Raw genomic sequence first — 26,756 nt, 5'->3', positions numbered from 1 at the left:
CAAATGGATGCCCTCATTGTACGCCCTTCTCAATTATTTGTATAATTGAATAAAATCATATTCTTATTCAATTCCATTGAATAAGATGGTTAGCTATTTATACAAGGAGCTGTTCAGCAAGCAACTTGAAGGAAATAAGGCCTAGGCCTACAGCGCTCACTCTTTTTCCCGCAGCGAGTTGAACCCCTCTCCGAACACTTCGACGACGTCGTGAACGGTAACAAAGGCGTAGCGGTCCGTATCGTGGACCAGCTTTTTGAGCCGGCCTACTTCGGAGCGGCTGACGACGCAGTAAATAATTTTTTTCTCGGCATCGCTGTAACCGCCTTTCCCATGGAAAAACGTCGTGCCTCGCTGCATTTCCGTATGAATGAGGGCCGATATTTGATCGGCATGGCTCGTAATGATGATCGCCGCTTTGCCTCTTCCCGAGCCTTCCATGACGTAGTCAAGCACCCGCGTGCCCACGAAAACGGCCACAATCGTATACATCGCCCGTTCCCGATCCAAATAAATAAGCGACAGCACAATAGTGGCGCAATCGAACATAAAAACGCTTCTTCCGACAGGCCATCCCCAATACTTTTTGAGCACCTGCGCCAAAATATCCGTTCCGCCGCTCGTCCCGCCAAACCGGAAAACAAGGCCCAAACCGACGCCGACCGTCACGCCGGCATACAAGGAAGCCAGCAGCAGATCGCTCATAACAAAATGAAAGTCCCGAAAGACGTATACAAAAAACGAGAACATCAACGTTGCAAAAACGGTATAAGCTAAAGAACGCCCTCCGAGCGCCTTCCAGCCAATAAAAAAAAGCGGGAGGTTAAGCAAAAAATTGGTTACCCCTGCATCCCAGCCAAACATATATTTCAGCAATAAGCTGGCTCCGGTAATACCACCCTCGGCCAGCCCGTTAGCTGCATTGAAATAGTTGATGCCAAAGCCCATAATCGCCGAGCCGACGAGGATGGCAGCACCGTTTTTCAAATGCTCGTTCATGCAAATTCTTCCTGGAGCCGCGCTTCGGCCGCCTCGTTCGTAGTCTCTTGGCTGAGGCTCCGGCGCGCTACGCCCGACTGGTAGGCTGCGGCAATGACGGCTTCCCGCACTTTTTCCACAACGTGTTGGTTAAATACGCTTGGAATAATGTAGGATTCATTCAGCTCCTCTTCCGTAACGACGGAAGCGATCGCGCTTGCCGCGGCCAGCTTCATCTCCTCCGTAATTCGCGAGGCGCGGCAGTCGAGGACGCCGCGGAACAAGCCCGGGAAGCAAAGCACATTGTTGATCTGATTCGGGTAATCCGACCTTCCGGTTGCCATCACGCGGACGTACGGCTCCGCTTCTTCCGGCGGAATTTCCGGCGTCGGATTCGCCATGGCGAAAACGATCGGATCGCTGGCCATATTTTGCACATCGCCCACACTGAGCACCTTAGGCCCGGACAGTCCGATGAATATATCGGCGCCGCTGATTACTTCGCTCAATGCGCCGCTTCGGCCCTCGGGATTCGTATGCTCGGCAAACCATTGCCACGCAGGATTGTCATAGTTTTGCCCCCGCACGATAGCGCCTTGCCGATCAACGCCGATAACGTTGGTCACCCCGGCGGCCAGCAGCATTTTGGTGCAGGCGATGCCCGCCGCTCCGATGCCGCATACGACTACCTTGCAGCGGCCGAGCTCTTTTTTCACCACTTTGACGGCGTTCAGCAATCCTGCTAGCAGGACGACCGCCGTCCCATGCTGGTCATCATGGAAAACGGGGATATCCAGTTCCTCGATCAACCGGTTCTCGATTTCAAAACAGCGCGGCGACGAAATATCCTCTAGATTGATGCCGCCGAACGTCGGCGCGAGCGCTTTGACAATTTGAATAATTTCTTCGGTGCTCTGCGTATTCAAGCAAATGGGAAACGCATCTACACCGGCCAATTGCTTAAACAGCATCGCTTTGCCTTCCATAACCGGCATCGCCGCCTCCGGCCCGATATTGCCAAGTCCGAGCACCGCGGAGCCATCGGAAACGACCGCAACCGTGTTGCGCTTGATCGTCAGCGAATGCGCTTTTCTCGGGTCCTCGTGGATCGCCATGCAAACTCGCGCCACGCCCGGCGTATAAACGCGCGATAAATCCTCGCGGTTTTTGATCGGCATTTTCGGCACCATTTCGATTTTCCCGCCGAGATGGATCAGAAAGGTTTGGTCGGAAACATGCAATACTTTGATGCCTGCCAATTTTTTGACAGCGCTTACAATGGAGTCGGAATGCTTATGATCGCTCACGTGAACCGTAATATCCCGAATCGTCGTCGCTTTGCCGGATTTCGCGACATCGATCGCAATAACATCCCCGCCGGCATCGCCGATTGCTGTCGCGATCTGCCCGAACGTCACCACATCCTTGGCGATCTCCAGCCTAATAATAATACTTGTGCCCCCACTTACATTAGCCTTTACCGTCATTTCCGATCACTCCCATTCCACAAATTGCCGCTGCTGGAAACGGCCGTTCCAACCGTTCCAAAGAGCTGCTCCATTTATTGCGCAGGCGGCGTCGCCGCTGATTTTTTGTTTTTCAAATAATAAATAAGGTAACACATGACGACGAAAGGAACTCCGCAATACAAAGCGATGCGCTGGGCAGGATCGAAATACAATCCTATGCAGGACGTCAGACAGAGCAGGAACGCTGCAATGGGCACATAAGGGTACAGCGGAGTCCGATATTTCAAATCCTGGAGCCTGCCGCCCTCCTTAAGAAACTGTCTGCGGAACATAAATTGCGAAGCGACGATGCCCATCCATACGGCTACGACGGCGAACCCGGAGATGGCAATCAGAACGACGTACACGGTATCAGGAGCAATTACACTGGAGAGCAGGGACAAGCAGGAAACCAGCATGCTAATGATTAGCGCATTCAACGGTACGCCATTTGATGTCAATTTGCCAAGCCACGGGCTGATCATTTTTTCCTGGGAAAGCGCCCAAAGCATCCGCGTCGAAGCATACAGCCCCGAATTGCCCACCGATAGCAAAGCGGTCAAAATGACAAAGTTCATAATGTCGGCCGCATACGGAATGCCGATCTTGTCAAATACGAGAACGAATGGGCTTTCGATAACTCCCGCTTCCTTCCACGGGATAAGCCCGGCCAGCACGATAATCGCGCCGACGAAGAAGATCATCGTCCGCCAAACGACTGTGCGGATGGAGCGAGGGATGCTGACGTCCGGATTTTCCGTCTCCCCTGCGGTCACGCCGATCAGCTCGGTGCCGGAGAAAGCGAAATTGACGGATATCATGACGAATAATACCGGCAGGAAGCCGTTTGGAAATAACCCGCCCTGATTCAACAGGTTAGAGAACATCGGCGCAGAGGCATGGCCTTCCATCGGAATGAGCCCAAACATGGCCGCTCCGCCAAGCCCGATGAAAAGGATAATAACAATGACCTTAAAGCCGGCAACCCAAAACTCGGATTCTGCAAAAAACTTCACGGATAAAGCATTTAAAGTAAACAGTAAAACGGCGAATATTGCGCTCCAAATCCAAACCGAGATATTGGGGAACCAGCGCTGCATCAGCAGACCCGCCGCCGTAAACTCCGATCCGACCGTTACGACCCACGTCAGCCAATAAAGCCAGCCGATTGTAAAACCCGTAGCAGGCCCGATAAATTTGGTTGCATAAGCCGGAAATGAACCCGTAACCGGCATCGCCACGCTCAATTCGCCCAGACAAAGCATCACTAAATACATAATCAGCGCGCCGACCAGATAAGCAAGCACAGCCCCTCCCGGTCCGGCCAGGTTCAGCGTATAGCCTGTGCTTAGAAAAAGTCCCGTTCCGATGACGCCGCCAAGTGAAATCATGAAAATATGCCGGCTTTTCATCGATCTTTTCAATGTGTGCTGCTCGTTCTCGCCAATTTTGCTCATCCTATTTCGCTCCCTTGTCGAAGTTTTCGAGATACTCAAGGCCCGCAATTCCAGGGGTTGTCATTTCAAAGGGATTTAATATAACATCTAGCTCTTCGGGGGTCAAAAGATTTCGTTCCAGACATATTTCCTTGATCGTTTGTCCAGAATGAAGCGCTTCCTTTACAAGCCTGGCAGCGGTTTCATAACCGAGATGAGGATTCAGCGCCGTCATGACGCCGAAGCTTCGTTCCACGTGCAATCTGCAGGTTTCCTCATTCGCCTGAATGCCTTCCACGGCCTCGCGCAGGAAAACGTTGAGCCCGTTGCGCAAGATGAGTAAGGATTGGAGCAAATTATGGGCCAAGACCGGCCCCATCACATTCAGCTCAAGCTGGCCCGCTTCAGCAGCCAAGCAAATCGTATGATCGTTGCCGATCACCTGAAAGGCGATCTGGTTGACCAATTCCGCCATGACCGGATTAACCTTGCCCGGCATAATCGACGAGCCGGGCTGCTTGGGAGGAAATTGAATCTCTCCCAGCCCGGCTCGAGGTCCCGAAGCCATAAGCCTGAGGTCATTGCAAATTTTAGACAGATTTACCGCCATAATTTTAAGCGCCGCAGAGAGCGCCGTAAAGGCGTCCGTATTTTGCGTAGCGTCCACCAAATCATCCGCCGCAGTTAAAGGGAGTCCTGTGTGCTCAATCAAATGCCGCACGGCCAGCTCGCTGTACTTCAGATTGGCGTTGAGCCCTGTGCCGACGGCTGTCGCGCCCAGATTAACCGTCATCAATCCGGCTGCCGCCGCGGTAATTCTTGCAAGGTCCCTGCCGATTACGCGGGCATAGGCGCCGAACTCTTGTCCCATCCGGATCGGAACCGCATCCTGCAAATGGGTGCGCCCCATTTTCAGAACATTGTCAAACTCCTCCGCTTTCCGCGCAAACCCCGCTTCGAGAGCCGCGACAGCGTCCAGCAGCGGTTCGGCGAGCCGGTAAGCGGCGATGCGGATCGCCGTCGGAACCGTATCGTTCGTCGATTGGGACATATTGACGTGATTGTTCGGCGAGCAGTGGAAGTAATCGCCTTTCTGCTTGCCGAGCCATTCCAGCGCCCGGTTGGCCAGCACTTCGTTCATATTCATATTGATGGAAGTGCCCGCACCGCCCTGGATGGCATCGACGATAAAATGCGCCGACAGCTTGCCCGCAGCCGCCTCCTCCGCAGCCTGCACAATCGCGGAACCGATCGATTTCGACAGCATGCCGGTTTCCATATTGGCCAATGCCGAGGCCTTCTTGATCTCGGCCAAAGCCGTCATCAAATGCGGGCTGACCGGGGTTCCGGTAACCGGGAAATTTTCGGTGGCCCGCAGCGTCTGAATGCCGTAGTAGGCTTCGGCGGGTACCGCCTTTTCACCGAGAAAATCATGTTCGATACGCACTGACATGTGGATCTCTCCCCGAAGTCATCTTGGTGGAATACAAGCTCGTTTCATTTATTTGGACATCTGAAAGCAGACCACTTTCGGCTCGGTCATTTCGTGAAGCGCGAAGGCAACGCCCTCCCGGCCAAGTCCAGAGCCTTTAACGCCACCGAAAGGCATGGCATCAATGCGGTAATCGGAGCTGTCGTTGACCATCACGCCGCCGACGTCAAGCTTGTGAACGGCCGTAAAGGCATGCTCCAGATTTGCCGTGAAAATTCCTGCCTGCAGCCCGAAATCGACGTTGTTGGATTCGCGTATTGCCGTATCCAAATCAGGCACGCTGAAAATCGTCACGACGGGACCGAACACTTCCTCTTTCACGACTTTGCACGTCTTCGGAACGTTCGCCATAACCGTCGGCTCCACAAATGCACCGCGGCGCTGGCCGCCGCATAGCAGTTCTCCGCCCTGCTCTACCGCTTCCTGAATCCAGCTCTCCACGCGCCTTGCTTCTCTTTCGTTGATCATTGGACCCATGTCCGTGTCCTCTTCCAACTTGCTGCCCATGCGGTACAGCTTCGTTCTGGCGACGAATTGGGCGACAAAGGATGCGTACACCGCCTCCTGCACGTAAATGCGCTGCACGCCCAGGCAATTTTGGCCCGCTGCCCAAAATGCGCCGGATACGGTCGCTTCGACCGCGTCGCTAATATTCGCGTCGTTCAATACGATAGCCGGGGAGTTGGAACCGAGCTCCATGCCCATTTTTTTCAGTCCGCCCTTTTGCATAATCGCTTTGCCTGTCGTCAGCCCCCCGGTAAACGAAATCATTCTCACATCGGGATGCGTCACCAAGGCATCGCCGATTTCACTGGCATTGCCCGTTACGACCGATAAAATTTTAGCAGGCAGACCCGCGTGATCAAAAGCTTCCGCCAGCATCAGCGCGCTAAGCGGAGTTGCAGGCGCAGGCTTTACTATAATCGCGTTGCCTGCGGCGATTGCAGGGCCGACCTTGTGCGCAACCAGGTTCAGCGGATCGTTGAAGGGGGTAATCGCCCCGATGATGCCAATCGGAAAACGGTAGTAGTAGCCGAAACGTTTTTCACTGCCCGGCATCTGGTCGAACGCGATCGTCTCGCCGTGCAGCCGCCTGGCCTCCTCCGCGCTGATACGCAGCGTCTCCACGCATCTTCTGACTTCCTTCCGCGCTTCTTTGATCGTTTTGCTGCCTTCGCGGGCAATCGTCTCCGCATAGTCTTCCTTATGGGCGTCCACCCAGTTGGCTGCGCGGTTCAGAATGGCGATCCGCTCATGCGTCGGCAGCTCCGAGCTTAGCTTGAACCCTTCCTTCGCCTGCTCGATGGCATACAACATGTCCGCCGTCGAGGCAGCGGGCACGGTCGCGATCAGGCTATCGTCCTGCGGATCGCGAACCTCCATCAAGTTCTCGCGCAGCACCCATTGTCCGGCCAAATACATCTTGCTTTTCTTTACCATAGTTTCCATAGTCATTGTTTACACCTCATCCTGGTTGTTTAATTTCTATGATTGCAGAAGCTACAGCTGATTGCGGTGAATGTTGATCAAATCAATCAAAATCGAAAAGCCTGTTTCCTTGCGTCCGGCCCCGGCGCCCATCAGCGTGATCGGCCCGGCCAAATCGCAATCGTACGTAACGGCATTCAATGCGCCGCCAACGCCCGCCAGCGGATCGCTGAGCGGAATCGCCTCCGGCCCTACCTTGGCGATGACCTCCTCGCCGTCTCGCCAGCAGCGTGCGATCAGCTTCCAGCGCTTGCCTTCCCGTTTGGCGCGCTCCATATCTTCCCGGGTCAGCTTGCTAATCCCTTCGCAGGCAACGTCCTCCCTTTCCAGGGGCGCATTCATTACAATATTGCTCAAAATCGTAATTTTGTACTGCGCGTCATAGCCTTCTACATCGCTGGTCGGGTCCGCTTCCGCATAGCCTAGTCCTTGCGCCTCGGCAAGCGCGTCCGCATAGCTCATGCCCTCTTCCATCCGGGTCAGCATATAATTAGTCGTCCCGTTCAAAATGCCCTTGATCTCGTTGATTCGATTGCCCGAGAGCGCAGTGATCGGCATGCGGAGCGCAGGCGTTCCGCTCATGACCGTTCCTTCGTACCCCCAGCGAACGCCGTTTCTGCGAGCAAGCTCCGACAGCTCCTGATAAGCAAGCGCGACCGGTCCTTTATTGCTCATCACGACATTTTTCTTGCAATTGAATGCAGCGCGGCAGTGATCGATTGCCGGCTGGCCCGTCTTCACATCGGTAAAGGTCAGCTCTACAATCGTATCGGCATTCGTTTCCTGAATCGTTTTGAAACTGTCCCAGCCGCGGTTTAGCCCCGGCTCTTCGGGGTAAGCGTCGAGCCTGCCTGTTTCTTTTACAGCACGCAGAGCTTCCACGATATTCAAGCCGTCTGGATGATACAAAGAGCCTTTCATCATGTCCGAGATCGCGACAATTTTCGCCTGAAACCCGGTATCGCTGTGCAATGCCTTGCTTTTCTCTTCCAATATTTCCGCCAATCCCTGGCCTACGACGCCAAAGCCAAGCAATGCAATTTTGAGTTCCATATCGATCACTCCTTATAGGTTATGGATGCTTAAAGGCATCTGCGATTCTACATAGGCTAGCGCTTGCGACAAGTCGGCGATCAAATCCTCCGTATCCTCGATGCCGACAGAGATGCGCAGCAGGCCTTCGGAAATGCCCAGTGCCCGGCGCTCCTCCAGCGTGCATTCCACATGGCTGGTCGTTCTCGCCGGTCCGTAAATCGTTTCGACGGCGCCAAGGTTTCCTGCCCGGTTCGCATACTGGAGCCGCGGCAGCAGCAGCTTGATCGTTTCCATTTCCCCTTTGAGCACAACGCTCAAAATGCCGCCAAAGCCGTTCATCTGCTTTTTTGCAATATCATGATGCGGATGTGTTTCCAGACCAGGATAGTTGACAGACTCGACAAGCGGATGTTTTTGCAAAAAGCGGGCAATTTCCATGGCGCTTTGCGCCTGTTGGCGGACGCGGAGCTTAAGCGTTTTCATCCCCCGCAAAATCAGATAAGCCGCCCACGGATCGAGGTTCGCCCCGTGAATTTCCCGGTAGTGGTACACCTTCTCCATCAAAGCTGCGGACCCGCACACGACGCCTCCAAGCACATCGGCATGACCGCTTAAAAATTTGGTCGCACTGTGAATGACGAGATCGACGCCGAGCTTCAGCGGATTTTGATTGATCGGCGTTGCGAACGTATTATCGACCATCACCAGCGCGCCGACGGCTTTCGCCGCTTTGGCCAAACGTTCGATATCGGTAATTTTCAGCGTCGGATTCGTCGGCGACTCCAGGTAAAGCACGTTGCAGCCCTTGGCAATCTCGCGCTCGATCTCCTCATGATCACCAGTATTGCACAGCACCGTTTCTACATGAATTTGCGGCAAAAATTCCGTAAAAATTTTGTTCGTTCCGCCGTAGGTGTCCTTGACGGAGACGACGCGGTCGCCAGGCCGCAAAAACGTATAAAGCGCGCTGCTGATCGCCGCCATGCCGGACGAAAAAGCGATAGCCTCTTCCGCCTCTTCCAGTAGCCGCACCTTTTCTTCCATCGCCCGGACGGTCGGGTTCGACATCCGGTTGTAGGTATATCCCGGTTTGTTCCCCAGCGCCACTTCCTGCCATTCGTCAACGTCGCTATAGTCGTAAGCTACGCTGAGAACGACGGGAACCTGAGTGGCTCCAAAAACTCTGAAATCCTTCTCCCCGCCCCAAACCGCTTTTGTGCCTATTCGCGCATTGTTATCGATGTGTTCACGCATTGCTTCTCACCCTTTGCTATTGTTCATAGATTCGAGGAAAACTTCACTTGCACCTTTATAAATTGTATATTGTATACAATATATGGCGCACTTGCTGCTTTTGACAGCGGCATGAATGCCCCCTGATCAATTTGTATTTTGTATACAATATACAATATCCTTGTTTATGTTTCTGATCATATCATGCTTCCTTTTGAAAATCAACAAAATTATAAAGCGCTTTCAAAAAGGACCTCGCCGCTTGATCAAACCCTATGACAATGGTACTATGAATCATAGATTTCCCTGCAGATACTGGAAACCAGCATTTTTCATTCGTCCTAAAGGAGCGCTACAATGACCATCAAAAAGTACCAGTCCTTAAAAGATCATGTGTACAATTATATAGCAGAAAAAATTCAAAACGGCTCTTTGCTGCCTAATCAGAAATTGAACGAAGCCTCCATTTGCCAAACGCTGGGGGTCAGCCGTACCCCTGTCCGGGAAGCATTGATTCAGCTGGCCTCGGAAAATTTGCTGGAAAACTTGCCCCGCCGAGGCTTCATCGTTAAAGAGCTGGATACAAAAAAGAAGCTGGATGTTTTTCAGGTCGTCGGGGTGCTGGATGCGCTTGCCGCTACTTTATCCGTTTCGAATTTAGACGAAGACGATGTCGCGACGATGGAGCGGCTGGTTGAAAAAATCGACTTGGCGATCCAGCAGCAAAATTATACCGATTACCAGCATTGGCAGAACGATTTTCATAATGTTTACTTGCTGAAATGCAACAACAGCACCTTAATTGACATATTGAAATCGCTGCAAAACAGCTTTATCCGGCAAATTTATTTAAGCGAGGACAAGCAGCGGCTGTTTGCGGTATTATCGCAAATGAATGAGGAGCATAAGCAGATTATTCAGCTTTTCAAACAAAGAGATTCTGCAAAGCTGGACGAGTTTATTAAAACTGTGCATTGGAAAATTGATTACCTCGATATGATTTAAACGGCAAAAACCAGTAAACGAGACGCTTGTCACGTGTACTGGTTTTTTCGTTTTTCTCCGGGCTGCGGGGCGCAGTACCGTTTCAGCCCTTTGCGCTGGCGATTCCCGAGGAAGATGGATTCATCATGCTGGTCATCAATTGGCGATCCCTATTGAACGCCTCTCCCATTTATTTGTATAATTGAATGAGATCATAATCTCATTCAGTTTTAACAAATAAGATTATTCGCTATTTATACAAGGAGCTGTGCAGCATGGATTTGAAGGAATTAACGACGTTTCAAACGATTGTTCAAGAAGGAAACTTTTCTAAAGCCGCCCTCAAGCTGCATTATGCCCAGTCTACCGTCACTAATCAGGTCCAGCGGCTGGAGAAGGAGCTTGGCATTCAGCTGTTCAAACGGGGCTGGGATGCCGAGCTTACGGCCTCCGGGCAGCTGTTCGCCGCCGAGGTAGACAAGCTTATTGGGCATTGGCATTATGTAGCGGAGCAGGCGAAGGCTTTGCAGCAAGAAGAAATCGGGAAGGTCAGCGTAGGCGCGTTAGAATCGCTCGCAAAGCAGGTACTGCCTGCTTCGCTCCGGCGCTTCCAGGCGCAAAAGCCTCGTGTTTCCTGCCATTTTGTTATAGGCAACACCGACACGCTGTCGCGTGGAGTGCTGCAAGGCGGACTCGACTTTGCCATTTGCGGGGAGCCTGCTGATTCGACCTCCTTTCGCTTTGAGCCCTTGTTCGAGGAAAAAATCGCCTTTGTTGCAGCGAATGGCCATCCCCTAGCGAACAGGGACGGCATAGATTTTGCTGAGCTGCTTGCTTATCCTTTGCTAATTGGGGGAAGTACATGCCTTTATTATTTGCGATTATCCAAGCAGTTTTCACGCTATGACGAAGCCCCCCTCCTGCATACGGTCAGCCAAATTTCCGCAATTCCAGCCTTTATCCAGCAGACAGCCGCCATAGGCGTTGTTCTTGCTTCGACAGAGCTGGCGCCAAATCTTGTTGCCCTCGATGTAAAGCTCAAGGATGCCTCCATTCCCATCGGCTTGCTGCAGCTGCGCAATGAGAGCTATGCGGCCACCTCCAAGCATCAATTGATGCAATATATCAAAGAGGAGCTGTCACTTGCTTAAAGTAAGCTTATAGGTTTATGATAGTCATACAAACGGCTTATTCACCTATAATTATGAAGCAAAAATTGTTATAGCTTATAAATTCATTGTTTCTACTTATAAAAACTTTAATATTAAAGGAGGAATCTTTCGTGGATCATGTGGACAAACAAATTTTATTCCATTTGCAAAATCAAGCGAGAATTTCCATGACGGACCTTGGCAAAAGTGTGGGATTGTCCCAACCGGCTGTAACGGAAAGAGTCAGACGGCTGGAGGAAAAAGGCGTTATCGAGGAATACCGCACGATCATTTCCCCAGAAAAAATCGGCAAGTCCTCCGTCGCCTATATGCTGTTTCAGACGCGGGATTGCCATGCCTTTCTCGATTTTGTCCATAGCTCTCCCGATGTCATGGAGTGCCACCGCATCAGCGGCCAGCACAATTACTTATTGAAAGTGTTGACCGACTCTACCCGGTCCCTTGAAGAGTTTGGCAATCAATGCGATAAATATGGGACGTATACGATTTTGATCGTCATGTCGTCCCCCATTGATCATAAGCTTCTGATCCCTGCTCTTGCGGAAGCACAATACCTCACGGATTTAGGCTGATGCTACTCAGCCTCTATTCGAGCGAAAACCATGCTCCTTGGCAACGAAGGCGATGAGCAGAGCGATGATTACCAGCAAGGAAAGTGTCCATGGGAAAGAAATAACACCCAGCGTTTCAAGCAAAAGCGCACCGATTAATCCACCCCCGCCAATCGCCAAATTCCAGGCCGTCACCAGCATGGATTGCGCCACATCTGCATGATCGCCAGCGGCTTCGGCCGCTGCTGTCTGCAGCAGCGTCGCTGCCCCGCCAAATGTCACCCCCCACAATGCAATGGCTATATAAACGATCATTGGCTCGCTGCTGCCTATGCCCAGCAGAATAGAGGCGACGGCGAAACCCGCGAGGCTTATTAAAACCATAGCCCGCAGCATGCGGTCAATCAACAGGCCAATGAGTATGATGCCCGCAACCGATGCTACTCCAAAAACAAGTAAAACGACATCAACGCGCTCCACAAGCCCGACCATAGCCAAATAGGGCGCTATATACGTATAAAGAATGTTATGTGCAAGCATCCAAGCGAGAACGACGGCTAAAACGGGCCTTACTCCCGGAATTGTCATTACGTTGTAGAGGGAACGTCTCTTGGCAGAAGGTTGCCCTGCAAAGTCCGGCATCTTCCACATCATCCACAAGATGAGCAGCATAGCAAGCAGCGACATGATTCCAAAAACAAACCGCCAGCCCGCAAATACACCAAGAAAAGTACCTGCCGGAACTCCCAGTGCAAGCGCAATTGGCGACCCAAGCATCGCTACCGCCATGGCGCGGCCCTTCAGCGCATCAGGCACCATACGGCGAGCATAGCCAGCGGACATGCCCCATAATATGCCGGAGCTTACACCCGCCATAAAGCGGGCAATCAAGGTCAGCCCAAAACTGGAGGAAAATGCCGTTACGCTGTTGAACAGCAAAAAGCCAAACATACATAGCAGAAGCAGAGGCCGTCTACGCCAATTGTTCGTAGCCGCGGTCAAAGGAATGGCTGTCAATAAAGTGCCGAGCGCGTACGCGGTGACCAGTTGGCCGGCAAGCGACTCTGAAATCTGGAGTCCCCGGGCGATTTGCGGCAGCAAGCCTGCGGGAATCGTCTCGGTCAGAATACAAATAAATCCTGCCATAGCGAGCGCTAATAATGCGGCCCATGGCAAACGATCAGTAGCCGGGGTACTCGCTGCCGCTCGGCGGGAAGAAGTAAGTTGATGCTTGTTCAATGTAAAAACACTCCCTTAATAATAGGTTCACTCGTCAGCAAAGCCATCCATCGTTTTGCTGATTCAAGTTTACATAATTAAGAGCTTGATTTACATGCAATGAACAAGGCATACTTGTTGTTTTTCAATGGAATTGCATTTAATTGCCCTTCTCTACCGTTAATTTAAAAGCGCATCCTCATTCAGCTCTTAATAAAATCGCTGCATGCGATTAAATTGGTCCAGCTGCAAAAAAAGCTCCTTCATAAAGGCCTCGCTTGCTGCGGTCAGCTTTTTTTTCTGATGCACCCAATATAAATGCACGACAGGCTTTTCCTTAATAGGGATCGGAATGATTTGGCCTGTGGCCACATAAGGGTCCATTTTCAGCGACATATCCATGTAGAAGCAAATCGCCATCCCTTCCGCCGCCACACATTTTGCCGCTTCTGTGCCTTTCGAATGAAACAATTGCCGTGGCGTGCCGTGCGGCTTCAACAGCTCCTGCATATGGCCGGAGGCGCCCAAAATCGGATATTCCAAAATCTCCTTTAAGGAAAGGCTTTTCCGCGAAGCAAGCGGCGACTTGGCACCTACACAAGCCATAATTTCACAGGACAGAAAACGCTCTGCCGTCAGCTGCTTATGGGAATATTCGCCCGTAATGCCCATTAATCCAAGATCAAGCTTTCCCTCCAGCAGCCGCTCCTCAATTCCTCCGGAATGATCCTCGACGACCTCCATTTCCACATAAGGATATTTACTGGCATAGCTGGATAAAGTACGAGGAAGTACGCTTGTGCAAATGCCGGAAATGGCGCCTATAGACAGCTGCTCGTCAAGCAGCGTCGAGTGGACCTTCGCGGTTTCCTTTAAATCATCGAGCTGCAGCAAAATGCTTTGCGCTTTAGCAATAATCGATTTGCCAGCCTCCGTCGGCGTCGTTCCTGAACGTGTGCGATGAAATAAAGTAAGGCCGACCTCCTTTTCCAAGGTAGAAATCGCATGGCTTATATTCGGCTGTGATACGTGCAGCCGCTCTGCTGCAATCGATATAGATCCGGTTAACGCTACTTCCACAACGTATTGCAGCTGCTCAATTCGCATATTGGCCCCCATTACATAAATGAAATTTATGATAAGATAAAAAATTCATATTTTACATCAGAAGTATTTATATGAGTTAATAATAGCAGTTAATACCCCACTAATTCAATAAGGTTAGGTGATATTTTGACGCAAAAAGGTGAATTGACGATACGTTCCTTGCATAAGTCATTCAACCGCGGAGCCGAAACGCTGAACGTCTTATCCGAAATTGATTTTAGCGTCAAGCCTGGACAGTTTGTGAGCTTCATCGGTCCCAGCGGCTGCGGCAAAAGCACGCTTCTCAAAATCGTCGCCGGACTCGATGGGCAATATGCAGGAAGCGTCATGCTAAGCGGGAAAGAGGTCACTCGGCCCAGCAAGGAAAAAGGCGTTATTTTTCAAGAGCACCGCTTGTTTCCTTGGCTTACGGTCGAACAAAATATTGCGGCTGATCTGTCGCTGCGTGCTCCTGAAGTTAGAAAACAGGTCGATGACATCATCGCCTTGGTAAAGCTGCAAGGATTCGAGAAGTCATACCCGCGCGAGTTGTCCGGGGGCATGTCACAGCGGGTCGCCATTGCTAGAGCTTTGCTGCGCAATCCTGAGGTGCTGCTGCTGGACGAGCCATTCGGTGCGCTGGATGCTTTCACGAAAACACATATGCAGGAAGCCTTGCTCGATATATGGGAGAAAAATGGCACCACGATGCTGCTCGTCACCCATGATATCGACGAAGCTGTATTCCTGTCGAACCGCATCTATGTAATGGGCGCCCGGCCCGGAACGATTAAAAGCACCATTACGATCGATCTTCCGTATCCGAGAGACCGTACAGGAATAAGCTTTCAACAATTCCGTACCAAGGTGCTGTCTGCGCTCAATGATACGGCCCCTGTGCTGGCAGGCTGGGAAATTTAAAGCATATGGACAAGCTCAGGAAGGATTGAAATGCAATGACTAAGCTAACGAAAAAAAGTCACAAAAGAAGCGCAGCGAGCCGCTTCCTTATAGGAGCTGTACTGCCGCTGCTCGTCCTTATCATCTGGCAGTATTTATCCTATGCGGAGCTGATTTCTGCTCAATTATTCCCATCGCCGCTCTCTATTATGAAGGATTTCTACGAGCTGCTGATTTCGGGGGAATTTATCAAGCATTTGCGAATCAGCATATACCGTGCTGCGATGGGCTTTTTAATTGGGGGTACGCTCGGCTTGCTAATCGGCCTATTAGTCGGTTTGTCCAAACGCACCGAGGATGTGCTTGATCCTTCGATTCAAATGCTGCGAACGGTTCCGCTGCTGGCGATTACGCCGCTATTTATTTTATGGTTCGGCTTCGGCGAGCTTTCCAAAATACTGCTGATTGCCGTGGGCGCCTTCTTCCCGTTATACGTCAATACGTTTCTCGGAGTTCGCAACGTCGATTCGAAGCTGTTCGATGTAGCGCGGGCACTTGAATTCACAAGAGCCAAGCAAATTACAAAGCTGGTGCTTCCAGCCGCTTTGCCTAATGTGCTGCTTGGTCTGCGGCTTTCGCTCAGCATGGCTTGGCTGTGCCTCGTCGTTGCCGAGCTGATGGGCGCGGATCGCGGCATCGGCTATTTGATCCAGGATGCCCGCTCCTTCATGCGCACCGGCGTCGTCTTCGTCGGCATCTTCACCTTCGCTGCGGTCGGCAAGCTGACCGATTCATTTGTACGCCTGCTTGAGAAGCGCCTGCTGAAATGGCAGGACAGCTTTAAAGGCTAATTTCCAAGCAATCATTTTACTCCTAAAAAATAAGAGGTGACCTGCCATGACGGCTATTATTCCAGAAGATTTTTCATTCGCTCAGCGCCTTCCAGCACTCCCGCCGCTTGGAGCGGCTCAAGCAGCAAGCCAGGCAAACAGCATTCCGCTTTCTTTCGGAGCGCCGCATTCCGATACTTTCCCTTATGAGGCATTAAAGGAAGCAGCCGTCGAGGCTATCCTTTCACAAGGCCGAAATGCCCTTCAATACGCTGGAGCTGGCGGTCCATCCTCGCTGCTTCAGTGGGTGGCGAACCGCTCGGCCCGCCGCTCTATTCATGTCGATGCCTCTCATGTGCTGCTGACGTATGGCTCGCAGCAAGCAATCGACTATGTTGCCCGGGCTTTGCTAAACCCCGGCGACCATGTGTGGCTGGAGGCCCCGACTTATTTCGGAGCTGTCAGCACCTTCCGTACAGCAGAAGCTGTCCTAACCTCCTTCCCCATTGATGCGGATGGCCTGCTTGTCGATGAAGTCGAACAAGCACTGGAGCAAGCGGCAAAGAATGGCCGCCCGATTCCAAAATTTATTTATGTCATGCCGAACTTTCATAATCCAGGCGGTGTCACGCTTTCGCTGGAACGGCGCAAGCAGCTTGCTGCGCTGGCTTATCAATATAACTTTTTCATCTTGGAGGATGACGCTTATACCGAGCTTTCCTTCGAAGGCGACCCGCTTCCATCGCTCTATTCGTTCGCTCCGCTGCGGGTTATCCACCTGAGCACCTTCTCCAAAATCGTCGCGCCAGGCATTCGGCTAGGCTGGGCGATCGCTGCCCCGGATGTTATTGCCCGCATCAACGTCTTCTTTCAAGGCAGCAAGGCGAGCGTTTTTTCGCAGGAAATTGTGGCTCAGCTGCTGCAAAGCTTTCCTTTCGAGGAGCATTTGGAGCGGAGCATAAGCCTGTACCGCAACAACCGGGATGCTATGGTCGCAGCGCTCGCGCATTATTTGGGCGATGATGTTAGTTACAATGTGCCGAAGGGCGGCTTCTTTATTTGGCTCACCTTCCCTGAACATATTGATACGAGCAAATTCGTAGCGGATGCGAATGCAAGTGGTGTCAGCTTCATCGACGGCAAGCAATTTTTCGTGAGGCCCGAAGGCCACAGACATGCCCGGCTTTCCTTCAGCTATTGCAACGAAGAGGATATCGTACGGGGTGTAGAGCTGTTTGCCAAAGCCTATTACACCTATATTAAAAACAACAAAAACGGTCTAGCTTAGCTCAACCTAGCAGGTCCCTTTTTAAATGAATTCAGCCATACATGAAGGAAGTGAACGCTTTGAAGCGTAACGATAAACGCAACAATAAGCAAATGAGCTTGGGCGCCTTTTTATTCAGCTTCGGCCATCATTTTGCCGCTTGGCGCCATAACGGTACAGGAGCAAATTCCCCCATTGAACTGAACTTTTATAAAGAAGCTGCCCAAATGGCGGAACGTGGAAAAATGGATATGCTGTTTTTCGCCGATGCGCTGTCTTTACCGGATAAAGCCGATGTAAAGCATGATGTCAGCGCTGTTTATCCCGATGCGATGATTGTGCTTGCAGCATTAACTGCCGTTACGGAGCGAATTGGCCTTGCGGCTACCGTATCGACTACTTTTAATGAGCCTTATAACTTGGCCCGCCGATTTGCAACGCTCGATCATTTGTCAGGCGGGCGAACGGCTTGGAATGTCGTCACCTCAACCAAAAATACAGAAGCGCATAATTTTCAAGGCGAAGATCTGCCTGAGCATGGCAACCGTTATGATCGGGCGCATGAATTTATCGATGTCGTCCATGCGTTATGGGACAGCTGGGAAGAAGAAGCGCTGCTTCTGAATAAAGAAAATGGCATTTTTGCAGATCCATCACGCATTCATTCCATTAATCACAGCGGCGCTGCGTTTCAAGTGAAAGGCCCGCTTAATATTCCGCGAACGCCGCAAGGACGCCCCGTCATCGTTGAGGCTGGCACGTCGAAGGCCGGTCAACGGCTTGCAGCGCAAACCGCTGATGTCGTATTTACTGCCTGCTCGGACAAGGAAGAAGCGATTCATTTTTATGATGCTTTAAAAGGGCAGCTCGCCGAGTTTGGCCGAACAGCGGATGACTTGAAGGTTATGCCGGGCGTCATGTTCTTCATTGGGGATACGGAGGAAGAAGCGAAGGCGCAGGAAGCTGCTTTTAACGAGCTGATCGTGCCAGAAGCGAGCACCCGCTACTTATCTCGGCTGCTAAATATTGATTTGAGCAGTTATCCGGTTGACGGTCCGCTGCCGCAGATCGCCCTTGAGAACAATTCAAGCCGGGCACGTATGGTCGTGGAAATGTCGCAAAAGGAACAGCTTTCGATCCGCGAGCTTGGGCTGCATTTTTCCGTGGCCCGTGGACATTTAACCGTATGCGGCACTGCCGAACAAATCGCCGATCAACTGGAGGACTGGTTTCTAAGCGGCGCTTGTGATGGCTTTAACGTCATGCCGCCGCATTTGCCGGGCGGACTTGAACCATTCGTAGAGCAGGTTATTCCGCTGCTGCAGGAACGGGGACTTTTCCGCCAAAATTACGAAGGTTATACGCTGCGCGGCCATCTTGGCCTGAAGCAGCCGGGCAACCGATTCCGCGAGCCCTCTTATTTTTGACTGGACAGCCAGAACATCATAGATGCTTTTCACCAATCGAACACACTTTAGGAGGAAATTTCATGCAACCGAAGAAGAACATCAAGCTTTTGCCTCTAGCCGCTATCCTGCTCGCCATTGCCATTATTGCAGGCTGCGGAACAGCAAATAATGCTTCACCAAACAGCTCGCCAAGCTCGGCTGAGGGAAGCTCCGCCTCACCAGAAGCAAGCAAAAGCGCAGACGGTGTACAGGTTAATGTTGAAGCCAGCCAAATTGGCCCGATTCTGATCGCCAAGGAAAAAGGCTTTTTCGAAGAGGAGTTTGCAAAATATGGAGCAACCGTGAGCTATCAAACGCTGCAAAGCTCCTCGCAATTTTTGGAAGCTATCGCCTCCAATCGCCTTGATTTTGCCCGCATCGGCTATGTAGGTGCGATTACTGGACAAGCTGCCAACGTCGATTTCAAGCTTTTGAGCGAAGGCAGCGACGGCGCTGGCGATGGCATTCTCGTCCAGAAGGACAGCCCCGTCAAATCGGTTAAAGATTTGAAAGGCAAAAAAGTTGCCGTCGCTAAAGGCAGCAGCTCGTGGGGTCTGCTTCTGCGGGCACTGGCGAAGGAAGGCATGACGACTTCGGATATCGAGCTGATTAATTTGCTGCCCGATGAAGCTCAGGGCGCATTCCAGTCTGGCCAAGTTGACGCATGGGGCGTATGGGAGCCGCATCGGACGAATCAAGTCAATACGAACGGCGCTACAATTATTGCCGACTCTAAAATCATCGATGCATATACCCCAGGCTATAATATCGCCCGCACCAAATTTACAGAGGAGCATCCTGACCTCGTTATCGCCTATTTGACAGCCTATGAAAAAGCGCTGCAATGGGAAAAGGAGCATTTTGACGAAGCCATTTCGCTGCTTGCAACGATTAAAAAGCTGGACGAAGAAACGGTGCGCATCTCTTTGAAAAACAACGTCGATTTGAACAATCCGGTATCGGACAAAGCAACGGAAAGCCAGCAAGTGACTGCCGATATTTTGCTGGAGCTAGGCGAAATCAAGGAAAAACTTGACGTCTCCAAGGTCGTAGACAACAGCTTTATAAACAAAGCTTTGGGAAAATAATTATCCATTTAATAAAAAACGAAACGACCTCTGTCCTGTTTACCACTGGACTTGAGGTCGTTTTGCTTTTCTTGCCATTTTTCAACTATCGTTTCCCATTGGCGAACTAATGCATCCGTGCATCCACGACTTTGGTCGGGCGCCGCCACCTGCCGCAGTCTGTTCCAAATCGCGGCGTTATCCGATACAATATAGCCACATATGTTGGAGGAGCGATTGAGAATGAATTACGAACAGAAAGTGCACAACGATATTGCCGCTTGGGAGCGCCAGTTATTTAAGCCGCCTGGCTGGCTGGAGCGAACATCGAAGACGATTGGCAAGCGAATCAACGACTTGATTCCACCCAAGGTGCACAACGTCATGACGGCCACCATAAAGTCCATCGTGCGGACAGCGCTGTTCGGTGCGGAATATACGCCTCAGCGACCGGTGCAGCGGACTTTTTCTCTAGAACATGCCGATCAAGAAGCGCAACGCTTGTTTTCCTTATACCAAAAAATCGCGACTGCCGAAGGCGCAGGCACCGGGGCGGGCGGCATTGTGCTTAACATCGTGGACTTCCCTGCGTTAATCGCAATTAAGATGAAATTTTTGTTTGAATTGGCTCATAACTACGGGTATGACACGAAGGATTTTTCCGAGCGCGTTTTCATTCTCAAGGTGTTCCAAATGGCGTTCTCCGGTCCCGAACAGCGCGCCAAGCTGCTGGTCTCGATTAAGTGTTGGGATATGGAAAAGGAGCAGTGCTTCACGGATAGCGATTACTCCAAAAACATGGACTGGGAGACGTTCCAGAAAGAATACCGCGACTCCATCGACTTTCGGAAAATGCTGCAGATGGTGCCGGGGATTGGAGCGGTGGCAGGCGCTTGGGCGAATTATACCATTCTCGAGGAGCTAGGCGAAGCCGCCATGAACGCCTATCGGTTGCGCAGATTGAGCGAGGGCCAAATAAAACAGGTTTATTGATTGTCAGCATCGCAGCCAAGCCATTTTGCCGGCTGCAATGCTGCTCCTTGATTCGTTCTCCTAAGTTCAATAAAGTCGATTATTCCTCCAGCCTTTTAGTTTTCATCGCTTTTATATTCTAAAATATCGCCAGGCTGACATTCTAAAGCTTTGCAAATAGCCTCTAAAGTCGATATCCGAATCGCTTTTGCCTTTCCATTTTTCAGTATAGAAAGGTTAGCCAGCGTTATTCCAACCCTCTCCGAAAGCTCTGTTACGCTCATTTTCCTCTTCGCCAGCATTACATCAATATTAATGATTATCGCCATTTCATTCACCTCAGACCGTCAAATCATTTTCTGATTTTATATCAATAGCCTCTTGCAAAAGCCTCTGGAGAACTGCAGCAAACACAGCAATCACTAATGAGGCAAAAATGATGACCAGCCCGATTACCATGATGCCTGGGGGATCGACTTTCCGCGTGATCAGATAGAAGAATGGCATGCCTGCCACATACAGGCAGCTGATTAGGATTGCACAAAATTTTATGTTCTTTAAAACACGCACAGATAATTCCGAGAAAGCTTTATTGTGGTCAATATAGCTTAAAAGTTTTAAAGCTTGATACAGTGCAAAGTAAAAAGGGATCGCCGCTGCATATACATCGATGAAAAAGAGATATTTCAAATAAGCATGAGCTGGATATGACTCTGCTATAAAATTCGCAATTTTCGGTACCAGAAATACGCATATAGCAAAAACTGGAATGCCCATAAAAATAACTGCTGCCTTTAAAAAAAGTGTTGTTCCTCGTTGCATAAGAAGCCCCTCGCTTAGGATTAAATTTAATTCGACTTTAACACGGTATTTATCGTTTTACAATAAAAATTTCATTTTATTTAATATATTATTGTTGTTGTTTAGAAATCCATTTCAAACGAAAAAGAGCATTCCCCTATGCAGAGAAACGCTCTTTCAATCCTATTGCAGAAGGCTAAGCCGCCTCAGACACTTTCTGCTGCTCCCGACTGCCGCCAAATTTCAATACAAATATCCCGCCGATTATGACCATCACGCCCAGCAGCTTGTTGATTGTAAACGGAACCTGTTCCAGCCCCATCCAGCCAAGCGAATCCCATAATAGGGCAAATAAAACCTCAGACGTCATGACAATGGAAATCGCAATCGTCGGGCTAAGCCGCTTCATCGCTTGCACCAAGCTCATGACTACCCCAACCCCAATTAAACCGCTGAACCAAAACCAAGGCTGCATTTCCTGCCAGGCAAATAGCTGCTTCCCTTCCAAAATAAAGCCAATGGTCATTGAAGCTAGAAACCCGAGTCCCAATACGAGCGTTGTGGTCGCCCACGTTCCTGCCCGTTCATTTACCTTGCTGTTAAAAATCGCCTGTATGCTGACGAGCGCGCCCGCCATTAGCGAAAACAATATGCCTGTCATCATTGGCCCTGCTCTCCCTTCTGATCCGTTAATGTGTAATTATGATGATTGGCCCGTTTGCTTAACGCGTCCTTATTTTTAATAACAATCCATTGCTTCGTCCGCTCGACGAGGCCTTCCTCGCAAAACTGCCGAATGACCCGGTTCAGGTGCCGATAGCTTGTGCCAATCAAGTTAGCGACATCCTTCAAATTGTCCGTACTGAGCTCCCCTTTGAATTGCTCATCGGATTCGTCGTAGGAAACCGACAGCAAATAGCTCGCCAGACGTACATCCACAGGCTGCATCACATTCAAGCTCATGGAATTGGATTTAAAATAAAACTTCCGCGTAATTTTCTCCAATAAAAATCGCAGCAGCGGCGCATAATCCCTTCCATGCTTATCCAGCCAGCGATGCTGAACCCCAATCATTATGACGGGAGATACCGCCTCCACTGTATTGAGAAACTCCGTGCCGCGAATATATTCCACATCGCCAATGACCTCAAGGGGCGTCTTAAAGGAAATAATGAGCGTCTTTCCCTCCGGCGAGTTCGTATAGACTTTAATTTTCCCCTTCACGAGCACGTACATATGCTGAGGCATTTCCCCCTGGCCGCATATAAGCTCCTCCTGTTTAAAGCTGTACAAGCTCAAATAAGGAAGCAGCGGCTCATTAAACACAGACTCCAGCTGGTGCAGCTGCAAATAATGATCTAGCAGCTCTCGGTCTTTGATTTCAATCATTTCTCCACTTCTTTCATGGCTTAAGTTCGCCTTCGGCATCAGCCCTTTAATAAAAACACACCACAAATCATCATGCCAATGCCGATCAATTGCGCCCCGTTTATTTTTTGCTTCTTCATGCCAAAAAAGCCATTCGTCTCTATTATAACCGTCATGCCAAGCTGGGCAATCAGCAGCATCGCTACCATGAGCGTGACACCGATCTGTTGAATAGCTGTTACATTGCTAAAAATAATAATAGCTGCAAAAGAGCCGCCTGCCAAATAGATAGGCTTCACCTGCTGAAATTCACGCCATTTTCCGGCACCTACGCTCATCAATATAATGAACGCCACGATAAAGCCAGTAAATTGGGTAAGTGTTGCGGCCTGCCACGTTCCGATGCTTCCGCTTATTCGGGTATTGGCTATTCCCTGCAGCGTAATACATGCCCCTCCTAATATTGCAAACAAAATCCCTTTCATGAGTGCTCTCCCCGTCCTCTTCGTTTCCTTAATTAAACGGCAGAACACCGCATATTGGAAAGGACATATGTCCTAGGCAAGAAAAAGAGCAGCTTTATGCACAAATGTTATCAAAATCAGAAAAATAAAAGGCCCGTCCTCAAGGAGGAACGGGCGAAGCTTACTGCTCATGCGTCTTCACTTGTTGTTATTCACAAGCATTTCCGTCAGCAGCTCAAGCTGTTTCTTTACGGCTACCGGATCACTTTGCAAAAACAAATCGTAATCGAGCATGTACACCTTATTATTTTTCACAGCCTCCAGCTTATCCCATATGGCCGTGCCTTTGAAGCTTTCAAACGCTTCCTTGTTGTCGGCATATGTTGATACTACAAGATGGTCGCCTACAAATTCAGGGATGACCTCAGCCGAAATTTCCATATATGGCGCAGTCTGTGCTTCGTTATTGATAAAATCGCTAACTATTCTTTCCTGAGGTTTCAATCCTAAATACTTATAAAGGATGTTCCCTCCCATATTTTGGTCTTTATAAATTCGGGTAGCTTTATCGAATACGCTCATAATGGTGAACGTTTCATCCGGCGCAATGACTTCACTTACTTTTTGTTTTGAAACAGCAACCTTCTCCTCGAAATCCTTGATCCATTGCTGTGCTTCGTCTACTTTCCCCAAAATATCACCCATTAGCGTAATATCCTTTACAGGGTCATAATAAGGCTCAATGACGATCGTAGGCGCGATTTTGGCAAAAGCATCATATCCGCCGCTCATCTCTACGTACGCATCGATCAGAATAATTAAGTCCGGCTCCAAATCCAAAATTTTCTCCAAATCAAGCGGTACGCCTACATCCTCAATATCCTTTGTGTCTAAAACCGGATTTTGCAAAATGTATGTAGATGTCCCAAGCGGTTTGACACCCAGCGCCATCATTTGGCCTAAATGAAAAGCTGTAACAATGCGCTTAGGATGTGACGGAATTTCTGTCTCCCCATGCAAATGCTTGAACATTCTCGTTTCAGCGGCTTGCTGTCCGTCCTCTGTTGCATTTGATCCATTCGCAGATATGGCAGGGCTTGCAGCAGGAGACTGCGTTTGTGCGGCACTGTTATTGGCATGGTTCAGCTGATTCCCCCCCGTCTGGCAAGCACTGATTAATAAGGTCAAGCATAACAGCATGACTGCGGCAAAAGATGGTTTCGTATTTCTTGACATAGCTGAATGTACCTCTCCTCTTTGGTAGTAATGATTTTCATTATCACTATAGAGGAATCGATTTCCTTGAACAATAGAAAATCTTGAACCTGTTAATGGATTAAATTGAACCTCTTTCTCTTTCATGATCCTCTTCTTGAATTTCAGGGGGGATACGCCCATATGTTTTTTAAAGAGACGGCTGAAATAATACACATCGTCATAGCCTACAGACTGGGCAATGCTCTGCAAGCTCAATTCTGATGAGCTGAGCCTTTTTTTCGCCTGCTCCACACGCACCTGAATTAAATAATCATGGGGGCTTGTCCCCACCTTCGCCTTAAAGATTCGGGATATATAACTAATGCTGCAATCGAGCAATTGAGCCAGACTCTCCATCGTTATCGCTTCCTGGTAATGCTCATGCAAATAGCGAATCGTTTGTTGGACGAGATCCGGGCTGCTTTCCAGCGATCCATTGACGGACAGCTGCCGCAATAGCTCATGAACACAATCATAAAACAACGATTTTACTTTAAGCTGATCCAAGGCCTGACCATTGTGCCATAGACGGTTCATTTGATTTAATTTGTCGTACAATGACAGCGGTTCATGGGGAACTGCTTGGAAAGGAGAGTGAAATGGCTTTCGTTCATCTGCTAAACGGTGAAGAGCATTGCCCACTGTAAATGGAAAAATCGCTTTATAGAAAACGAGATAAAATGCGAATTCTTCTGCAGCAGGCATAATCTCCAGGTTCGCTCCTTTGCCGCCGTGCAGCACATGAAACGGGTGGAGCCTGCTTGGTTCCCCATCCAGACGCACGTCAGCACTGCCCCTTGAAGCAAACAAAAAAACACTGGAAGGAAGCAAGTAGGAAAGACTAGCCCCCTCCTCCTCCTCCATTACCCGAAATCGTATATCTATAACTTTTGCAGCCGCTTGATTCCATAGTAAAGCGTATTCGTTCCAGTTCATCATGAGACCCTCTTCCAAATCATTTGCACCGTTTGGTTATAAATTTATTATACCATGTCCCCGGCACAAGCCTACTTAATGAAGCTTGCTATATTCCATGTAAATTGTTTAATTCGATAGGCCATTTTCCCAGTAATCATGATATCCATTCCCCATTTGTGCACCCATGTTAATCCTTTTTCCGGCCCTAGTCCGATGCTGAAGCTATCCATATAGCCGGTATGCCGAGGAGCAGCTCTTCCTTCAAGATCAGCTGCTACCACTTTGCCAAGCCTAGCCGCTTGCGGAATAGCCTCCTTGCATGTCATGCCATCTGAGCGGCCCGTATCCGGATCGATTACTTTCGCACAATCCCCTATGCTGTATATGCCGCTGGCAGCCTTAACCCGATAGCTTGCATCAATGTTTACAAATCCGTCCTCTGTCGTCGGCAAGCCCAGCTTTCTTAAAACAGGGTTTGGCATAAGGCCTAATGTCCAAATGCATAAGCCAACGGGCAGCTCTTCTCCACCGGCCAAAAGCAAGCGCCCTCCTGCCGCTGACAACACCCGGCTTCCATGAACGACTGCTACTCCGTTATTCGTTAGCAGCTGCTCCAGTTTCGAGGCCACTTTGCCTGGTCCATTCAAAAATAGTCTTTCGTGTGCATTAAACAAGCGAATGTGCACTTGATCCGGATTTAATCCCAGCTGCTTCGCATCTGCCCGCACATAATGGGCTAATTCGGCGGCTGTTTCAATGCCGCTTATGCCCGCTCCCGCTACAGCAATCGTCATAAGGCGCTCTCGTTCAGCCGGATTGGCTTCAATTGCGGCCTGCTGCAAATTAGCACGCCATGCTGTCCGAATGTTCACCGCATGCTCCAGCGTAGCAAGCGGAAACCCGCCTTTTTCCTCGTCGAGCTGGCGGATGATACTGCCAATTGCGACTACAAGCACATCGTAGCTTAGCTGCTGCTGCTCCCCATTTGCATTCCGCAGCAGCAGCTGTTTCTCTGCCTTCTTAATGTCAGTAACCGTTGCCTCAACAAGCTCAACTTCTTCTGGAAACATTTGGTCAAGTGGCATGCAAATATTTTCATCTGTTACCGCTGGCTTAAATAGGATGACCTTACGCAAGTGATAGTTATTTTTGTCAATTAATACGAATCGGATAGACTGGCTTCTTTTACTGTTAATTAAATTTTTGCGTAATTCCTTCATCGCATGAATGCCCGCATATCCCGCTCCAATGACGATACAGGTCAACGTTTCCATTACAACCAC

At 50.0% G+C, this 26,756-nt stretch carries 25 protein-coding genes; 9 read left to right on the top strand and 16 right to left on the bottom strand.

Annotated elements, in window-relative coordinates; translation table 11 throughout:
* Positions 1-156: 156 nt before the first annotated feature.
* From BBD42_RS19200 to BBD42_RS19170, 7 genes are all read right to left on the bottom strand, one after another.
* Positions 157-999 carry a YitT family protein gene (locus BBD42_RS19200; protein ID WP_099519468.1) on the bottom strand — a complete coding sequence of 281 codons (843 nt, stop codon included), beginning with the start codon at positions 997-999 and terminating at the stop codon, positions 157-159.
* Positions 996-2,465, bottom strand: a complete 1,470-nt coding sequence (locus BBD42_RS19195; RefSeq protein ID WP_099519467.1) for an NAD-dependent malic enzyme — start codon at positions 2,463-2,465, stop codon at positions 996-998. The genes BBD42_RS19200 and BBD42_RS19195 overlap by 4 nt, the downstream gene beginning before the upstream one ends.
* Positions 2,466-2,539: 74 nt before the next feature.
* Positions 2,540-3,943, bottom strand: coding sequence for an amino acid permease (locus BBD42_RS19190; RefSeq protein ID WP_099519466.1), 1,404 nt, complete (start codon positions 3,941-3,943; stop codon positions 2,540-2,542).
* 1 nt (position 3,944) lies between these two features.
* A complete protein-coding gene (gene aspA, locus BBD42_RS19185; protein ID WP_099519465.1) occupies positions 3,945-5,375 on the bottom strand; it encodes an aspartate ammonia-lyase in 1,431 nt (476 codons plus the stop codon).
* Positions 5,376-5,423: 48 nt separating this feature from the next.
* Complete coding sequence (locus BBD42_RS19180; protein ID WP_099519464.1) at positions 5,424-6,869, bottom strand: aldehyde dehydrogenase family protein; 1,446 nt, start codon at positions 6,867-6,869, stop codon at positions 5,424-5,426.
* A 45-nt stretch (positions 6,870-6,914) separates the two neighbouring features.
* Positions 6,915-7,955 carry a homoserine dehydrogenase gene (locus BBD42_RS19175; protein WP_099519463.1) on the bottom strand — a complete coding sequence of 347 codons (1,041 nt, stop codon included), beginning with the start codon at positions 7,953-7,955 and terminating at the stop codon, positions 6,915-6,917.
* Between the two features lie 12 nt (positions 7,956-7,967).
* Positions 7,968-9,191 (bottom strand): cystathionine gamma-synthase family protein, encoded by a 1,224-nt coding sequence (locus BBD42_RS19170; protein ID WP_099519462.1) that lies wholly within the window; start codon positions 9,189-9,191, stop codon positions 7,968-7,970.
* Positions 9,192-9,527: 336 nt separating this feature from the next.
* On the opposite strand from BBD42_RS19170, the gene BBD42_RS19165 reads away from it, so the two are divergent.
* From BBD42_RS19165 to BBD42_RS19155, 3 genes are all read left to right on the top strand, one after another.
* On the top strand, positions 9,528-10,175 hold the full coding sequence (locus BBD42_RS19165; protein WP_099519461.1) for a GntR family transcriptional regulator: 648 nt from the start codon (positions 9,528-9,530) through the stop codon (positions 10,173-10,175).
* Between the two features lie 254 nt (positions 10,176-10,429).
* Positions 10,430-11,305, top strand: coding sequence for a LysR family transcriptional regulator (locus BBD42_RS19160; RefSeq protein WP_099519460.1), 876 nt, complete (start codon positions 10,430-10,432; stop codon positions 11,303-11,305).
* 131 nt (positions 11,306-11,436) lie between these two features.
* Positions 11,437-11,898, top strand: coding sequence for an Lrp/AsnC family transcriptional regulator (locus BBD42_RS19155; protein WP_099519459.1), 462 nt, complete (start codon positions 11,437-11,439; stop codon positions 11,896-11,898).
* 6 nt (positions 11,899-11,904) lie between these two features.
* Here BBD42_RS19155 and BBD42_RS19150 read toward each other — a convergent pair whose 3' ends face one another.
* Positions 11,905-13,116, bottom strand: a complete 1,212-nt coding sequence (locus BBD42_RS19150) for an MFS transporter (RefSeq protein WP_237163152.1) — start codon at positions 13,114-13,116, stop codon at positions 11,905-11,907.
* 189 nt (positions 13,117-13,305) lie between these two features.
* Positions 13,306-14,202 (bottom strand): LysR family transcriptional regulator, encoded by an 897-nt coding sequence (locus BBD42_RS19145; protein WP_099519458.1) that lies wholly within the window; start codon positions 14,200-14,202, stop codon positions 13,306-13,308.
* A 126-nt stretch (positions 14,203-14,328) separates the two neighbouring features.
* On the opposite strand from BBD42_RS19145, the gene BBD42_RS19140 reads away from it, so the two are divergent.
* The 6 genes from BBD42_RS19140 (at position 14,329) to BBD42_RS19115 (ending at position 20,686) form a co-directional block, all read left to right on the top strand.
* The gene (locus BBD42_RS19140; RefSeq protein ID WP_099519457.1) at positions 14,329-15,102 is read left to right on the top strand and encodes an ABC transporter ATP-binding protein; all 774 of its coding nucleotides are present in this window, start codon (positions 14,329-14,331) and stop codon (positions 15,100-15,102) included.
* Between the two features lie 35 nt (positions 15,103-15,137).
* The gene (locus BBD42_RS19135; protein ID WP_099519456.1) at positions 15,138-15,932 is read left to right on the top strand and encodes an ABC transporter permease; all 795 of its coding nucleotides are present in this window, start codon (positions 15,138-15,140) and stop codon (positions 15,930-15,932) included.
* Between the two features lie 46 nt (positions 15,933-15,978).
* Complete coding sequence (locus tag BBD42_RS19130) at positions 15,979-17,199, top strand: aminotransferase-like domain-containing protein (protein ID WP_099519455.1); 1,221 nt, start codon at positions 15,979-15,981, stop codon at positions 17,197-17,199.
* A 59-nt stretch (positions 17,200-17,258) separates the two neighbouring features.
* Complete coding sequence (locus BBD42_RS19125; protein WP_237163151.1) at positions 17,259-18,605, top strand: LLM class flavin-dependent oxidoreductase; 1,347 nt, start codon at positions 17,259-17,261, stop codon at positions 18,603-18,605.
* A 62-nt stretch (positions 18,606-18,667) separates the two neighbouring features.
* Positions 18,668-19,714 carry an aliphatic sulfonate ABC transporter substrate-binding protein gene (locus BBD42_RS19120; protein WP_099519454.1) on the top strand — a complete coding sequence of 349 codons (1,047 nt, stop codon included), beginning with the start codon at positions 18,668-18,670 and terminating at the stop codon, positions 19,712-19,714.
* 222 nt (positions 19,715-19,936) lie between these two features.
* Positions 19,937-20,686, top strand: a complete 750-nt coding sequence (locus BBD42_RS19115) for an EcsC family protein (RefSeq protein ID WP_099519453.1) — start codon at positions 19,937-19,939, stop codon at positions 20,684-20,686.
* A gap of 95 nt (positions 20,687-20,781) precedes the next feature.
* On the opposite strand, the gene BBD42_RS19110 is transcribed toward BBD42_RS19115, so the two are convergent.
* From BBD42_RS19110 to BBD42_RS19080, 7 genes are all read right to left on the bottom strand, one after another.
* Positions 20,782-20,994, bottom strand: coding sequence for a helix-turn-helix domain-containing protein (locus tag BBD42_RS19110; RefSeq protein ID WP_099519452.1), 213 nt, complete (start codon positions 20,992-20,994; stop codon positions 20,782-20,784).
* A gap of 10 nt (positions 20,995-21,004) precedes the next feature.
* The gene (locus tag BBD42_RS19105) at positions 21,005-21,487 is read right to left on the bottom strand and encodes a DUF2975 domain-containing protein (RefSeq protein ID WP_099519451.1); all 483 of its coding nucleotides are present in this window, start codon (positions 21,485-21,487) and stop codon (positions 21,005-21,007) included.
* Positions 21,488-21,662: 175 nt separating this feature from the next.
* Positions 21,663-22,130 carry a DMT family transporter gene (locus tag BBD42_RS19100; RefSeq protein ID WP_099519450.1) on the bottom strand — a complete coding sequence of 156 codons (468 nt, stop codon included), beginning with the start codon at positions 22,128-22,130 and terminating at the stop codon, positions 21,663-21,665.
* On the bottom strand, positions 22,127-22,855 hold the full coding sequence (locus tag BBD42_RS19095; RefSeq protein ID WP_099521690.1) for a Crp/Fnr family transcriptional regulator: 729 nt from the start codon (positions 22,853-22,855) through the stop codon (positions 22,127-22,129). Before BBD42_RS19095 ends, BBD42_RS19100 begins: the two co-directional genes overlap by 4 nt.
* Before the next feature lie 38 nt (positions 22,856-22,893).
* On the bottom strand, positions 22,894-23,319 hold the full coding sequence (locus BBD42_RS19090; RefSeq protein ID WP_099519449.1) for a DMT family transporter: 426 nt from the start codon (positions 23,317-23,319) through the stop codon (positions 22,894-22,896).
* Positions 23,320-23,496: 177 nt separating this feature from the next.
* Positions 23,497-25,494 (bottom strand): AraC family transcriptional regulator, encoded by a 1,998-nt coding sequence (locus BBD42_RS19085; RefSeq protein WP_099519448.1) that lies wholly within the window; start codon positions 25,492-25,494, stop codon positions 23,497-23,499.
* Positions 25,495-25,562: 68 nt separating this feature from the next.
* Positions 25,563-26,747, bottom strand: a complete 1,185-nt coding sequence (locus BBD42_RS19080) for an NAD(P)/FAD-dependent oxidoreductase (RefSeq protein WP_099519447.1) — start codon at positions 26,745-26,747, stop codon at positions 25,563-25,565.
* Positions 26,748-26,756 lie beyond the last annotated feature (9 nt).

This window comes from Paenibacillus sp. BIHB 4019, assembly GCF_002741035.1.
Classification (GTDB): Bacteria; Bacillota; Bacilli; order Paenibacillales; family Paenibacillaceae; genus Pristimantibacillus.
The sequence above is the reverse complement of the archived record's forward strand: the minus strand, read 5'-3'. Positions and strand labels throughout refer to the sequence as shown.